This window comes from Streptomyces aurantiogriseus (assembly GCF_014649375.1).
Lineage (GTDB): Bacteria > Actinomycetota > Actinomycetes > Streptomycetales > Streptomycetaceae > Streptomyces > Streptomyces aurantiogriseus.
Genome location: NZ_BMSX01000024.1, coordinates 21,814 through 34,722 on the forward strand (window position 1 = coordinate 21,814; position 12,909 = coordinate 34,722).

At 67.4% G+C, this 12,909-nt stretch carries 17 protein-coding genes; 16 read left to right on the forward strand and 1 reads right to left on the reverse strand.

Going from position 1 to position 12,909, the window contains the following annotated elements:
- The first annotated feature begins 1,017 nt into the window (after nucleotides 1-1,017).
- The 3 genes from IE263_RS37850 (at nucleotide 1,018) to IE263_RS37860 (ending at nucleotide 4,904) form a co-directional block, all read left to right on the forward strand.
- Complete coding sequence (locus IE263_RS37850) at nucleotides 1,018-1,968, forward strand: DNA-processing protein DprA (RefSeq protein ID WP_189942617.1); 951 nt, start codon at nucleotides 1,018-1,020, stop codon at nucleotides 1,966-1,968.
- Between the two features lie 1,140 nt (nucleotides 1,969-3,108).
- Nucleotides 3,109-4,344: a helix-turn-helix domain-containing protein gene (locus IE263_RS37855; RefSeq protein WP_189942618.1), complete on the forward strand. Its 1,236-nt coding sequence runs from the start codon at nucleotides 3,109-3,111 to the stop codon at nucleotides 4,342-4,344.
- A complete protein-coding gene (locus IE263_RS37860; protein ID WP_229911388.1) occupies nucleotides 4,341-4,904 on the forward strand; it encodes a flavoprotein in 564 nt (187 codons plus the stop codon). Before IE263_RS37855 ends, IE263_RS37860 begins: the two co-directional genes overlap by 4 nt.
- A 216-nt stretch (nucleotides 4,905-5,120) precedes the next feature.
- Here the strand turns inward: IE263_RS37860 and IE263_RS37865 are convergent, their stop codons facing one another.
- A complete protein-coding gene (locus IE263_RS37865; protein WP_189942619.1) occupies nucleotides 5,121-5,513 on the reverse strand; it encodes a GntR family transcriptional regulator in 393 nt (130 codons plus the stop codon).
- Between the two features lie 369 nt (nucleotides 5,514-5,882).
- Between IE263_RS37865 and IE263_RS37870 the strand changes: the two genes are divergently transcribed.
- The 13 genes from IE263_RS37870 to IE263_RS37930 all read left to right on the forward strand — a co-directional run bounded on the left by IE263_RS37870 (nucleotide 5,883) and on the right by IE263_RS37930 (nucleotide 12,909).
- Nucleotides 5,883-6,113: a hypothetical protein gene (locus IE263_RS37870; protein ID WP_189942620.1), complete on the forward strand. Its 231-nt coding sequence runs from the start codon at nucleotides 5,883-5,885 to the stop codon at nucleotides 6,111-6,113.
- A gap of 5 nt (nucleotides 6,114-6,118) precedes the next feature.
- Nucleotides 6,119-6,568 carry a DUF3307 domain-containing protein gene (locus IE263_RS37875; RefSeq protein WP_189942621.1) on the forward strand — a complete coding sequence of 150 codons (450 nt, stop codon included), beginning with the start codon at nucleotides 6,119-6,121 and terminating at the stop codon, nucleotides 6,566-6,568.
- A gap of 123 nt (nucleotides 6,569-6,691) precedes the next feature.
- Entirely contained in the window at nucleotides 6,692-6,979 is a 288-nt protein-coding gene (locus IE263_RS37880) for a hypothetical protein (protein ID WP_189942622.1), read from the forward strand.
- Nucleotides 6,976-7,977 (forward strand): DUF2637 domain-containing protein, encoded by a 1,002-nt coding sequence (locus IE263_RS37885; protein WP_189942623.1) that lies wholly within the window; start codon nucleotides 6,976-6,978, stop codon nucleotides 7,975-7,977. The genes IE263_RS37880 and IE263_RS37885 overlap by 4 nt, the downstream gene beginning before the upstream one ends.
- A complete protein-coding gene (locus IE263_RS37890; protein WP_189942624.1) occupies nucleotides 7,977-8,384 on the forward strand; it encodes an RRQRL motif-containing zinc-binding protein in 408 nt (135 codons plus the stop codon). The genes IE263_RS37885 and IE263_RS37890 overlap by 1 nt, the downstream gene beginning before the upstream one ends.
- A gap of 2 nt (nucleotides 8,385-8,386) precedes the next feature.
- Nucleotides 8,387-8,704: a hypothetical protein gene (locus tag IE263_RS37895; RefSeq protein WP_189942625.1), complete on the forward strand. Its 318-nt coding sequence runs from the start codon at nucleotides 8,387-8,389 to the stop codon at nucleotides 8,702-8,704.
- Nucleotides 8,705-8,706: 2 nt separating this feature from the next.
- Nucleotides 8,707-8,877: a pRL2-8 gene (locus IE263_RS37900; RefSeq protein ID WP_189942626.1), complete on the forward strand. Its 171-nt coding sequence runs from the start codon at nucleotides 8,707-8,709 to the stop codon at nucleotides 8,875-8,877.
- Nucleotides 8,871-9,200 (forward strand): hypothetical protein, encoded by a 330-nt coding sequence (locus tag IE263_RS37905; protein ID WP_189942627.1) that lies wholly within the window; start codon nucleotides 8,871-8,873, stop codon nucleotides 9,198-9,200. Before IE263_RS37900 ends, IE263_RS37905 begins: the two co-directional genes overlap by 7 nt.
- An 80-nt stretch (nucleotides 9,201-9,280) precedes the next feature.
- The gene (locus tag IE263_RS37910) at nucleotides 9,281-11,506 is read left to right on the forward strand and encodes a cell division protein FtsK (protein WP_189942628.1); all 2,226 of its coding nucleotides are present in this window, start codon (nucleotides 9,281-9,283) and stop codon (nucleotides 11,504-11,506) included.
- A gap of 141 nt (nucleotides 11,507-11,647) precedes the next feature.
- On the forward strand, nucleotides 11,648-11,902 hold the full coding sequence (locus IE263_RS37915) for a hypothetical protein (RefSeq protein WP_189942629.1): 255 nt from the start codon (nucleotides 11,648-11,650) through the stop codon (nucleotides 11,900-11,902).
- 16 nt (nucleotides 11,903-11,918) lie between these two features.
- Nucleotides 11,919-12,107 (forward strand): hypothetical protein, encoded by a 189-nt coding sequence (locus IE263_RS37920; RefSeq protein ID WP_189942630.1) that lies wholly within the window; start codon nucleotides 11,919-11,921, stop codon nucleotides 12,105-12,107.
- Nucleotides 12,107-12,301: a hypothetical protein gene (locus tag IE263_RS37925; protein WP_189942631.1), complete on the forward strand. Its 195-nt coding sequence runs from the start codon at nucleotides 12,107-12,109 to the stop codon at nucleotides 12,299-12,301. The genes IE263_RS37920 and IE263_RS37925 overlap by 1 nt, the downstream gene beginning before the upstream one ends.
- A gap of 14 nt (nucleotides 12,302-12,315) precedes the next feature.
- Nucleotides 12,316-12,909, forward strand: coding sequence for a hypothetical protein (locus IE263_RS37930; protein WP_189942632.1), 594 nt, complete (start codon nucleotides 12,316-12,318; stop codon nucleotides 12,907-12,909).

Here is a 12,909-nt window from a genome sequence, read left to right on the forward strand (position 1 = left end):
TTACGGGTGCTTGAAGCGTTGCGAGGCCATGCCAGGCTTCCCAGGTCAACTGCCACAGGGCGGGCAGCGCTTGTGCGTGCGTAGCACCGCGGGACCGACTCTGCGTGTGGTTCCTTGGACGCCAATCTCCATCACGATTACGCCGGCGACTGTTCAGAGGCGGCGAAGTTGTCACCTGTAGTTGGTGCTCCAGCACGAGCCCACAGACGTCGAATCCCAGCTCCGCGGCAGTCGCTCGTTCACCGACCGGAGCCCTCGCCAAGAGGTCAGGCCAGCGGACGACGACCACCCTTTCCCATAGTTCGGGAGGGACCGTGTTTGCCAAGTGGTGGCTCTCGCCCACTGGAAGGTCTCGTAAGCGCCGTCCAGCTTCCTGCGTCTGTCCCACGTAGCAGAGCCCCACTCCAGAGAGGAAGACTCCGTAGAGCACAGGGCCGGTCGTGGCGGGGGAGCTGGCATCCGGCCGGGTCAATAACTCGCCCACCTGGTGAGCGAACTGGAAACGTCGCTCTTGCCATCGAGCGAGTCGCGGTGCATCTGAGATGAGCGTGTGCAGCGATGCCCGCCAAGCGTGGTACGCGTCCTCGTACTGCTGATCAGCCACAGAGGGCAGTCTGTCGCATGGTCATGGCGGGCCAACCTGTTTGTCCCGAAGCAAGCTGGGTCGCCATCGGACCAGGAGGTGTCAGTGCGCTGACCTGCTCCGACTGTCCCCCGAAGCGCGTGGCCGTTGCCACGCCGTTGGGCACGCACGTTGGGGTCGCTGGAGCCCTGTCTGTGGCGCCGCGGCAGAGGGTCGAGACGAGCAGTGAGAGGTCTGGGGAGCGGAGGAGCACGTTCGAGTGGCCTTCCAGATGTGTCGCAGTCGTTTTTCCTCCATCGGCGCAGGTCACCTGCTGCGCCTCTGCATCTCACTCTTTCTCGGCGTGCGTATCTGTAGCAGCGGGGTATGGCTGACCCCTAGACTTTCAGTCATCGATCCTTCGAACAGTGATCTTTGAGTAGAAGGAGTCAGAGATGATCGATGAAGCACGGATGCGCTTGTTAGCGCTTTGCTCGCTCCGCATAGAGGGCAAGAGTGTCGATTGGGCGCTACTCGCCCGGTGTGCGTTGAGGGGGCACCTCGACAGCCTGTGTGAGGGGTTCATCCCCGAAGAGTCTGCTGCAGCCCGCAAGGCTCTTCCTGTGCTCCGCCAGGGGCTAAGGGAACGTTCTCTGAGTGAGCACTTCGCCCGTGTTGAGGGCGAGTTGGGCCAGGCTGCCGGGGCCGAAGCCACCCTGGTCACAGTGCTGGACCCTGAGTACCCCGAGAATCTGAGGACGGTAGCGGATCTACCCCCGTTCTTGTTCTATCGCGGGAAGCTCGATCACCAAGCCGACGCCCGTTCAGTCGCAGTTGTAGGTACGCGGGACGCTACAGAGCTGGGCCTTTCGCGCGCCCGTCGAGTCGCGCGTGAACTCAGCGAAGCTGGATACGTCATTTCGTCGGGTCTCGCTCGCGGCGTAGATACAGCCGCGCATCGCACCGCGCTCCACTTCGGCCGTCGGACAATCGCGGTGATCGGTACTGGTATCACAAAGTGCTACCCGAAGGAAAACTTTGATCTCGCGGAAGAGATCGCCGAACAAGGGCTAATCGTCTCTCAGTTCTGGCCCTCCCGCCCTCCAGGGCGGGACACCTTCCCCCGGAGGAACCACGTCACTTCTGGCATCAGTCTGGGGAGCGTCGTGATCGAAGCGTCGGGGACTTCCGGCGCCAAGATGCAGGCTCGCGTGGCGGCAGAGCAAGGCCGGCATGTGTTGTTGCTCCAGTCTCTTGTGGATCAGCAGCCGTGGGCCCGCAAGATGGTCGAGGCCCAGCGTGCAACCCCCGTGACCAATACCGAACAGATGCTCGAAATCTTGGAGACTCCCGTTCGCGTAGAGGAGGTTTCGAGCCCTACGCAGCTCCTTTTTGACGCCAAGTGATTGCCTGCTGTCTGACAGTAGGATTAGCCTCTTGGTGGGGTCCGAGCTGCATGCAGGGGGTCAAGGTTGTCCTACCGCCGTTTTGTGCGTCCCGACGACCGTAATTGGAGCACCGTGAACTGGGTGCAGTGGCTGCGTGAGCAACATGTTGCGCCCTCGGTTATGGCCGACGACGCTGGTACGTGCTCCTTGTGTCGAACTCCGACGCCTGTGGGGCCCCAAGGGACGCCATATGAGCGCTGCTACAACTGTCGACGGACATTCTCGTCTGTGCTCGACGGGTTCGTCCCGATGTGCTATTCCCTTCATGGCGGACTTGAGGGAATCCTGTGGCGTGCCAAGAATGAGGCTCCTGATGTCTGGTTAAGGCGCCCGTTAGGGTCCCTTCTCTGGACCTTTATGAGGCGTCATTTGACGTGCATAGAGGGTTTTTACGGAGGGCCGTTTGACCTGCAAGTGGCCATGCCGTCGCACTCTTCTGCGCGGGGAGGTCAAAGTCACTTAGATGCCCTGATTGGGCATGTGCGGGACTTCGCCTCTGAATGGAGAAGTGATGCTCTGGTTAAGAATGATGCCTCTAAAGCGGGAGCGCGGCGTGAAAAGATAGTTCCGGGTTTATTTACCGCTAGCCCCATAGTTAGCGGTAGGCGAGTTCTGCTATTCGATGACACGTTCACGACCGGTGGATCCATGGCCAGCGCCGCCTATGCGCTCAAGCAAGCTGGCGCGGTATCTGTAGTAGGCCTTTCCTTTGGGCGTCAACTTAAAGCAGATTGGCGGGATTCCGCGGAATTCGTCGCTTCCCTCGCTGGCAGGGAGTTAGAGATAGACAAGTGCGTGGTGCATGGCGGTCGGCAAGCAGATCCCTTTGATCTCCTTTTCCGTCAACCGGGCTGAAGTGTAGAACTCCGGTGTGATCCTGCTCAAAACGCAGCTGTCGGTGCCCGGCAGGCCGTGAAACTCTGCTGGTTCAGCCGCCTACCCGCCCATGATCAGGCGTTTAAGGACCCGGACACTCTGTCCGGGTCCTTTGCTGTTGAGCCCTTCAGGCTTAGTGGGCTGGTCAGCAAGAGCGTCTGTCCGGCGTGACGACCGGCTCGGTACCGTGAACGTGGCCCTACGATCAGGAGGCATCACGCAATGCGTGGTCTTGGAGATCACCTCAGTGTCGGTGAGCGAATCGCGTTCTACCGCAAGCGCCGCGGCTACACGCAAGAGGTTCTGGCCGGACTGGTCGGCCGTAGTACCGACTGGCTGGCGAAGATCGAGACGGGCCGTAGGAAGCCGCCCCGCGTAGACATGCTCGCGGAGCTGTCCCGCACCCTGCGGGTGCCTCTCGGAGACCTGCTCGGTCAGACCGTGCTCATGGAGGATGACCGACAGCAGGACGACGTGCCGGCCGTGCGTGACGCGCTCATGACCCCGCGGCGACTCTCACGCTTGCTCTTCGGCCCCGAGGCAGAGGCGCAACTTCCTACGCCGGCTCCCGTCGCCCTACGCGTGGAGCAGGCGTGGAACGACTACCAGGGCGGGCGGCTCGGCAGCGTGATCGCGGCTCTTCCGGCACTCTTGCAAACGGCACAGGAGCTGGAGGACCGCGCCGCGCGGCGAGGTTACGACCGCAGCGATTGCTGGGCGATGTCGGCTCGCACTCACCATCTCGCGGCCACGACGCTCGCGAAGATCGGAGAATCGGACATATCGTGGCTCGCCGCCGAGCGCGCCATGCGGGCCGCTGACGAGTCGGATGATCCGCTCGTGCTGGCTTCGGCAGCGCGTTCCGGCACGCATGCACTCTTGGCCAACGGCCGGTATGACGATGCGCTCGAACTGGGCAACACGGCTGCGGCATGGCTCTCGTCCCAGGTCACCGAGCATGACCCGGCAGCGCTGAGCCTGTTGGGCATGATCCATCTGCGCGCCGCTGTCGCGGCAGCGCGTCACCAGGACCGGCCGACAGCTGCCGGCCTGCTTCGCCAAGCCGAAGAGCTCGCGGATGACCTGGGCTCGGATGAGAACTACTGGCAGACGGGATTCGGGCCTACGAACGTCCTCCTTCACCGCCTGTCCATTGAGCTGGACTTGGACAACGTGTCGTACGTGGTGGAGCACGGCCAGATCAACGTGGACCACATGCCGCAGGAACGCAGCGTGTCGCACCGGATCGACTACGCCCGGGCTCTGTCCCTCGCTGGCCGAGGAGATCAGGCGTTCACCGAGCTGCGGACCGCTGAGCGCACAGCGCCGCAGCTCGTACGCAACAATCCCAGGGTGCGCGAGACGCTACGGGACCTGATCAAACAGTCTCCGATCACGGGTGGCTCGCACTCATCCGAGGTGTTCGTGATGGCTCAACGGTGCAGGGCGGTGCAGTGAGTTCAGGCAAGCGCGGGGTGCTCGGGGTTGTTGGATCGGCGGCCGGGGGAGTGGAGGAGCTGCGTACGGGTCTCGTCGAACCCGCGATGGACCGTGGATGGCAGGTGGCCGTAACGCTGACGCCGACCGCAGGTCAGTGGCTGCGGATGAGCGGCGAGGTTGAGCGGCTGGAGAAGCTGACCGGGCTTCCTGTACGCCATGAGCCGCGATTGCCCGGCGAGGCTCGACCGCACCCGCCGGTTGACTGCTATGTGGTTGCCCCCGCGTCGGCAAACATGGTGGCCAAGCTGGCAATAGGCCTGATGGATAACCAGGCACTGACGCAGGTGGGCGAGGCTATCGGCACCGTCGGATTGCCCGTCATTGTCTTTCCGCGGGTGAACGCGGCGCACGCTCGCCATCCGGCTTGGCAGCGCCACATCGAGGCTCTCCGGGCGGGGGGCGTGCACGTCGTCTATGGCCCGGACGTGTGGCCGCTGTACGAGCCGCGGGAAGCGCCGGCGGGGCGCGAACTACCGTGGGCGGCAGTGCTTGACGCAGTGGACGAAGTCACTCAATGACGAGTCGTCAACCTTCCTGACCTGCAAGGAAAGAGGACCTGGACACTCTGTCCGGGTCCTCTGCCGTTCGCGGCCACATGCTCATTGGCATGTCAGGGAGCAATGAGCGAAGCGGCGAGCTGGAAGGCATGACTCCTGCTGAACTCGCTTTGATCAAAGCGAGTTTGAGCGAGGCGCGCGTGAAGGTCGAACAACTACTGAGGCGCGCGGACGAACTCACGGCGACGGTGGAGTCTCGCTACCCACGAGACGCTCAAGGCGATCAAGGCGCTCGCCAAGTAGGTGCAGGGCGTCATGAATCGTGCTGAGTTCCGCGGCGAGAGCGGTGAATGCAGGGCTACTGCCCGGCTCTGTGCCGAGGGGCACAGAAGGATCGCGGACGAACGTTCCGCGGCCCTGCTGAGTGAGAACCAACCCCTCGTCACGGAGCTGACCGAACGCGCTCTGAACAGTCATGAGCTGCACGCCAAGTTCCTTGGCGAGCTTGCGAGCGGCTGGGAGCTGGTCGCCAGGCTCGTACTCGCGATGGGGACCCGTGATCTTCTCGCGGAACTCTGCCGCGATCTCCTTGGCCGTAGGCGTCTGCTCGAGCGCCCGGAAGGGCTTCATCGGCCCTGTTTCGCATGTGTTTGAACTGCAAGAACGTGCCACAAAGGGCCCCGAGAGGGGTCATGAGGCCCCGCTTCTGTGGGGACGAGGGACCCGGACCCCTTGGCAGTCCGGAGGGCTGAGACCGAAAGGTCACGTCTCCATACGCCTTCGCCGGGAGCTCGTGTTCCCGAAGGAGACACGCACCACCTCACCTTGTCGCCGCGCTCTGGCGCGGCGGCCGGCTGCCTCCTCCGCTCGTCTCGCACGAGCGGGGCAGAGGGGAGCCGAGCACAGATCCACCATCGCGGCCCGGTTTCTTTCCGGGCGGTCGCCTCTCGCCAAGGACCGCGACCGCGCTTCAAGTCCCTCGACAACAGGAGAAGATCCGTGAATCAGCGCGACCTAGACGACATCGCCCACCGCATCGGTTCGGCCGCGGGTGAGTTCGCCCCCGGTCACCGGCCGACGGCCGCTCAGGTGGCCGATGCCGCTTCGATCCTGCAAGGCATGCTTCAGGCGGCCGAGACCTACGGAGTGACGTTCGCGGACTTCGACGCCGTTGCCCACTTCGCTCGCCTGGCCATTCAGCTCGTCCAGTCCCGCGACGAGAGCCGGTGACCGCCGTGGACACTGCCACCTTCGCGGCCGTTTTCGTCTCCTTGTACGTCGCTCACAGCGTGGGCGATCACTGGGTGCAGACCTCTCACCAGTCCGCGCACAAGGGCCGTCCCGGTTGGGTCGGCCGCCTCGCGGACGCCCGGCACGTCGCCACCCTGACCGCCACCAAGGTCGCCGTTCTGCTGCCGGTCATGTGGCTGCTGGACCTGCGGCTGTCCGTGCTCGGCCTCCTCGCTGGGCTCGGCATCGACGCGGTCACGCACTGGTGGGCGGACCGTCGCAGCACGCTGGCGTGGCTGGCCAAGGTGACCGGCAAGGGCGAGTTCTACCGGCTCGGCACCCCGCGCGCCGGCCGCGACGACAACCCGCACATCGGGACCGGCGCCTACGCGCTTGACCAGTCCTTCCACCACCTGTGGCTGCTGGTCGCCGCGCTCATCATCGCCACCGTCTGAGCCTCGCCGCTCCCCGCAGCACCCCGCCCGCGTCTGCGGTGCGGCTCTCGTCTTCCGGGGCGGTCGCCTCTCGCCAAAAGACCGCGACCGCCCTGGCACCCCTTCGATGTCAGGAGAACTGCCATGCGTACGTACATCGGCCGCCAACAGGCCATCTCTACCGAGGACTTCGCGGAACTGGCGCTCGGTACTCCCGTTGAGCTGTGGCTCGGAGTCGTGGGCGAGACGGATGAAGAGCGCGCGGCCCGCGAGGACGCGGCGCGCGACATCCTCGCCGACAACCCGAACCTCCCCGACGACCTGGTCCGCATCGCCGCGCAGGTCATCGAGGAGAACCCGGACCTGTTCGACGTCGTCCTCCTGGCCCGTCCCGCTCGCCGGCGCACGGCGCGCAAGGGGGTTGCGGCATGACCATCACCCCCGCCCCCGAGGCGCCCGCGTCCGGCGTGCCGCCCCTGACCCGCCCGGAGATGGGACTCGCTGGAATCGGCGCGCTCGCTGCCGCCGCGGTCGGCGCGCTGGGGCTGATCTCCTCCTTCGACGCGGTGTCCGCTGCCGCGGTGAGCTGGGGCTTTCACTCGCCGTGGATGCTGCCGGTCGGTATCGACGTGGCCATTCCGGTGTTCACCGTCGCCAACTTGCTGTTGATCCGGATGGATATGGCGCTGGCGTGGGTGCGGTTCGTGCCCTGGGTGCTCACGCTGATCACGTGCGGGCTGAACATCGCGGCCGGACACTCCGCGTCGGCCAAGGTCGCGCACGGCACGATGCCGCTGCTGTGGGTGGTGTTTTCCGAGATCGGCGCGCACATCTACGCCGTTCGGATCGGCGCTGCCACTGGTCGCCGGATGGAGAAGATCCGGTTCTCCCGCTGGCTGCTCGCGTTCCCTTCCACCTTCGCTTTGTGGCGTCGCATGACGCTGTGGGAGGTCACCTCCTACTCCGAGGCGCTGGCACGGGAGAAGGAGCGGCAGTTGGCCCGCGCGGACCTGCGCGAGCAGTACGGCCGTAGGTGGCGGTCCAAGACCCCGCGGCGCGAGCGCGTGATGCTGCGCATGGGCGACCTCGCCCCCGCCGCTGAAGAGCCCACCCCCGCGCTGCCCCCGGTGGACACGTCGGCGCCCCCGGCCGACGCCAAGCCGCGCCCCCGCCGACAGGCCCCCGCCAAAGGCAAGGCGAAGGCGAAGCCGCAGCGCACCTTCGAGGAGCTGCTGACCGAGGCGCGCACGGTCACCGCGGAGTGGAAGGACGCGGAGTTGACCGCGGACCGCATCCGGACCGCGGTGCACGTCTCGCAGGCCAACGCCCGTGCGCTGCGCGACGCGTTGAAGGCCGAGCGCGCTGAGGGCCGCCCGCTGCACGCCGTGGACGACGCGGAGGGCGGCGAGTCCGAGGCTGAGGCCGCCTGATGCCCGCGGCATTCAGCAAGTGCTACGACCCTGCTGGAAGCCAGTACGGCATCCCTACCTACCCGTGGCGCTACGCCCCCGACGGGCTTGCCACGCGCCGCCAACTGCGCGCCCGCGGCTTACGTCCGGGCGGTCAGCCGATCGCGGCTCAGGTGCTGCGCCCGCGCTACCGCCGCGGCCCGCTGGTCGCCTACCTCTACCGCGTCGACCGCGCCAAGCCCGTGCGGCCGATGACGCCCGGCAAGCGGGCCGCGCTCGCCAAGGCGATGTGCGCCCGCCGCACCTGTCCCCAGTGCCGCACCGACGCGGGATACGTCATCCCGACATCGATCGGCCTGTGCGTGCCCTGCGCCTTCCCCGACACCTCCACCCCCGCTCCCGTCCACGACACCCCGAGGAGGGGCTGACCATGGCCAAGCCCAACACCAACCGTCTGGACCGCGAGATCCGGCGGACGGAACGCAAGCTCGAAGCGGTCCGCAAGGAAGAGATGTGGCCGCTCACCGGCCAGGAGCGGCGGGCGGTGATGCGGGCGCTCGCCGGCGGCTCGTACAAGGTCGCCCGAGGCAAGAGCGGCAGCCGCGCGGAACGGAAGCTGGAGACGCTGTGGCAGTCGGTGATGACCCGGCTCACCGCGGAGCTGACCGCCTTGCAGACCGAGCGGCAGCGGGTCGTGAACGAAGCCGCCGCCGCCAAGGCCGCCAAGAAGTCTTCGGGGTGGTGGTGACCATGGCTGCCAAGGAGACACCGCCCGGCGAGTGCCCGCAGTGCTGGCAGCACGCCCACGATCGGAGCATCCACCGCAAGCTCAAGCCGTGCGAGGACTGCAAGCCGTGTCTGGACCACATGAACAACGGCTGCCCGTACCTCGTGCCCCAGCCGAAGTCGCGCTGGTGGTGAACCTGAAACGGCTCACTCGTCTCTTCCGCGGCTCGGGCGGCTCGCTGGGTCGGCCGCTGCCCGCCGACTCCGCGCGGGCCGTCTGCCTGTCCGGCAGCAACTTCGGCATGCACGGCGTGATCCCGGCGTCCTACGCCCGCTTCACGATCAGCCGACGCCGGGCCTGGGGCCACGACGTCCGCGCCTATCCGACCACCGGCCGCGACGGCACCGAGTTCACGGTCATCTACACCCGCGTTGCCTACGCCGACGACCCCGGCCTTGAAGTCCTGGTCACGGTCTTCGAATTCCCCGACGGCAGCGCACTCCCGCCCGGCATGTAAGCCCACGGGTCCGGCCGCTCACCTCCTACAGCGACGGCCGGACCCGCTCTCCCTCACACCCGAAAGTGGAAGGAATCCCAGTGAAGCACCCCGACGACGACAATGAACTCTTCAACCGGCTGGAAGCCGAAATGGCCGACTCCGGGGGCGAGGTGGTCGACCTCGACAAGGCCCGATCGGCCCGCAACGAGTCGGCCGACCCGACCACCCGACCCGGCTCCGACCCGTCGGCCGACCCCGAGACCGGTCGGTCGGCTGACGAGTCGGGCGACCCGACCGCCCGCCGGTTGGTCGACCTTCCGACCGCCAAGGCGGCCGGTCCGGGCTACCTCGGTCGGCTGCTCGCCGCGCAGCGCCGTGACGTCGTTCCGGCGTGGCTGAAGTCCACGGCGGAGCTGAAGACCGCCACCGGATGGGTGGCACGGCACTACGCCCACTCGGTCGGCTACCACGCGCTCCGCACGCCGGTCTACGCCGCGCGGCTCACCTTGCAGGCGCCGTCCGGGGCCGCGAAGTTCCTGGGCGGCACCATGCGGTGGGTGGCCGACCGCGAGGGTGAACCGGTCCGCCTCGCCGCGGTCCGCCGCGAGGACGCTGCCGAGTACCTGAAGCTCTCACGGCAGCGCGACGGTCGGGTCCGACTCCGCACCCTGGTGGCCGTGCTCGCGATGTTCATCGGGCTCGGCTCCGCGCTCGCCATCTACGTGCTCGCCCCCGACTGGCTTCAGGCGGTGTCGGTGAGCGCGGTCGTGATGGCGCTCGGGTTCGCCGGCCGCAAGGCGGACGACCCGGTCATCCACCGCGCGGTGGAGCTCCCGAAGGCGGTCAAGCTCACGTCGGACATCGTGCTGCGTGCGCTCGGCTCGCTCGGCATCCCCGCCATCAACCAGGCGCAGGGCAAGGGGCGGGACGGCTTCGAGTTCACCGCCCCGATCACGCGGGACGGTCCGGGCTGGCGTGCGGAGGGCAACCTCCCGTACGGCGTGACCGTGACCGACGTCATCGAGCGCCGCGACCGGCTCGCCTCCGGCCTGCGCCGCCCGCTGGGCTGTGTGTGGCCCGAGGCGGTACCGAACGAGCACACCGGGCACCTGGTGCTGTGGGTCGGCGATCAGGACATGTCGACCTCGAAGAAGCCCAAGTGGCCGCTGCTGACCAGCGGCAGCGTGAACCTGTTCAAGCCCGTCGCCTACGGCACCGACCAGCGCGGGCGCTGGGTCGAGGTCACCCTGATGTACATCGCGGGCATCATCGGCGCCATCCCGCGCATGGGCAAGACCTTCCTGCTCAGGCTGTTGCTGCTGATCGCTGCGCTGGACCCGCGGGCGGAGCTGCACACCTACGACATGAAGGGCACCGGCGATCTGGACCCGGTCGGCAACGCGGTCTCGCACCGGCACGCCGCGGGCGACGATGACGAGGCCATCGAGTACGCGCTGAAGGACTTCCGGGCGCTGCGCGAGGAACTGCGCCGGCGTACCAAGGTGATCCGCTCGCTGCCGCGGGACATCTGCCCGGAGTCGAAGGTGACCAGCGAACTCGCCGACAAGCGCTCCCTTGGCCTGCACCCCATCGTGATCGGGGTGGATGAGTGCCAGGTGCTCTTCGAACACCCCAAGCACAAGGACGAGTTCGAGGAGATCGCAACCGACCTGGTCAAGCGCGGTCCGGCCACCGGCATCGTGCTCCTGCTCGCCACCCAGCGCCCCGACGCGAAGGCGCTGCCCACCGGCATCTCCGCGAACGCGTCGGCCCGTTGGTGCCTGAAGGTCATGGGGCAGTTGGAGAACGACATGGTGCTCGGCACGTCCGCCTACAAGCGGGGCGTGCGGGCGACCATGTTCGCCTGGGGTGACAAGGGCATCCACTACTTCGTGGGTGAAGGCTCGGACGCGCGGATCGTGGGCTCGGTGTATGTGGACGGGCCCGGCGCCGACAGCATCGCCGCCCGCGCTCGCAAGGCCCGTGAGCTGGCCGGACTGCTGTCCGGGCACGCGCTTGGGGAGGAACCGGAGACGGACGCGAGCACCGGCTACGACCTGCTCGCCGACATCCTCGCCGTGGTCCCCGCCAAGGAGACCAAGGTGTGGTCCGAGACCGTCGTTGCGCGGCTCGCCGAACTGCGCCCGGAGGTCTACGCCGGATGGGACTCCGACGCGCTCGCCGCGGCCCTGAAGCCCCGCGGCGTCTCCACCGTCCAGGTGGGTCGCCGCATCGAGGGCAAGTTCACCAACAAGCGGGGCATCGACCGCTCCCAGATCACCGCAGCGATTGCGGAGCGTGACGGAAAGCGGGACGCGGGCTGAGCCTTGGGGGCCGCTATCGATAGCGCCAGACCCTGCTATCGATAGCGGCCCCGATAGCGCCCCAAACCCGCTCTGATCAGGCCGCTAGTGCATAGCGGCCCACCTGCGGAAACCCCTGAGACCCGCCTGGAAGGGCACTTCATGGCCTTCACCCTGTTCGCTATCACGCTCCTGCTTGGCGTCACGTTGTGTTACGCCGCTGTGTGTGCCGCCTCGCCGTTCGGCGACTGCCGCAAGTGCCGCGGCATGGGCCACCAGCTCAAGACCAACCGCAAGGGACAGCTCAAGCGCGGCAAGGACTGCCGCCGCTGCCACGCCACCGGCAAGCGCATACGCGCCGGCCGGTGGCTCTACAACCGCTGGGCTCGCATCTACCGCGCCGGCACCGCCGACTGACCCCGGGAGACCAGCCATGACCTACCACCCCGAGCAGCGCCGCCCGCGCGTCATCGTCTGCCACGACGAGGCGAGCGACTTCCTGCCCTTCGCCGACCTTCAGGACCGGTTCCGCGCCGATCCGGTCAGCCTCGCCGACCTGCACCGCGTACTGGCCGACATGCGTGCCCGGTTCACCAACCTCGCCCGTCCGGAGGACTCCTGATGGTCTTGAACATCTCCGCCGTGCTGCTGTTCGGCGCCGCCTCGTTCTTCGCCGTCAAGACCCGGTCCGCCGGGGGCGGTGCCGCCCTGGTGCTGTTCCTGTTCGGGTTCTTCGTCGCCGGAACCGGCGCGTACGAGCCCATCCACAACCTCGTGCAGGCGTCCGCCGACGCCCTCTCCGCGCTCGGCAAGTGAGAGGAGACCACCCCGTGAACGAACCCATCGTCGCGCGGCACTGGCTCGCCATCGCCGCGCCCAAAGCCGCGCCCGCCGTCGCCACGACGACCGTGCTCGCGCTGGCCCGGATCTGGAACGCCAACGGCGCCGAACACTCCGTCGGCAACGCGGCCCTCATGACCGTGCTCGCCGCCGGGGCCGCAGCGGGTGGCGCGTCGCTGGCCCGCGCCGGCGAACCCGTGCTCGCCGCCGTCGGCTACGCCGTCTCGGGCAGCCTCGCCCTCGCCGGGGTGGCCGGATATTCCGACGGTCTGTCCCTGCCGCTGCTGCTGTGGGCGCTGACCACCGTGCTCGCCTACTGCTTCGCCGCCCGCCACTGGCGCCAGGACCGCCGCGAGACGGTCGCGTTCGAGCGGCAGGTGAGCGAGCGGCGCGAGGAACACGCCCACATCGAACGCGTCGAGACCCTGCGCGCTCAGACGCAGGTCGAGGTGGCCCGCAGTGGAGCCGCCTACGCCGAACAGCTCGCCCAGGCACTCATCACCCGCGCCACGCTGCCCGGCTTCGACCCTCGGACCGTCGAGGCCGCGGGTCTGCCCGCCATCGAGACCAGCAAGGAGCAGTAA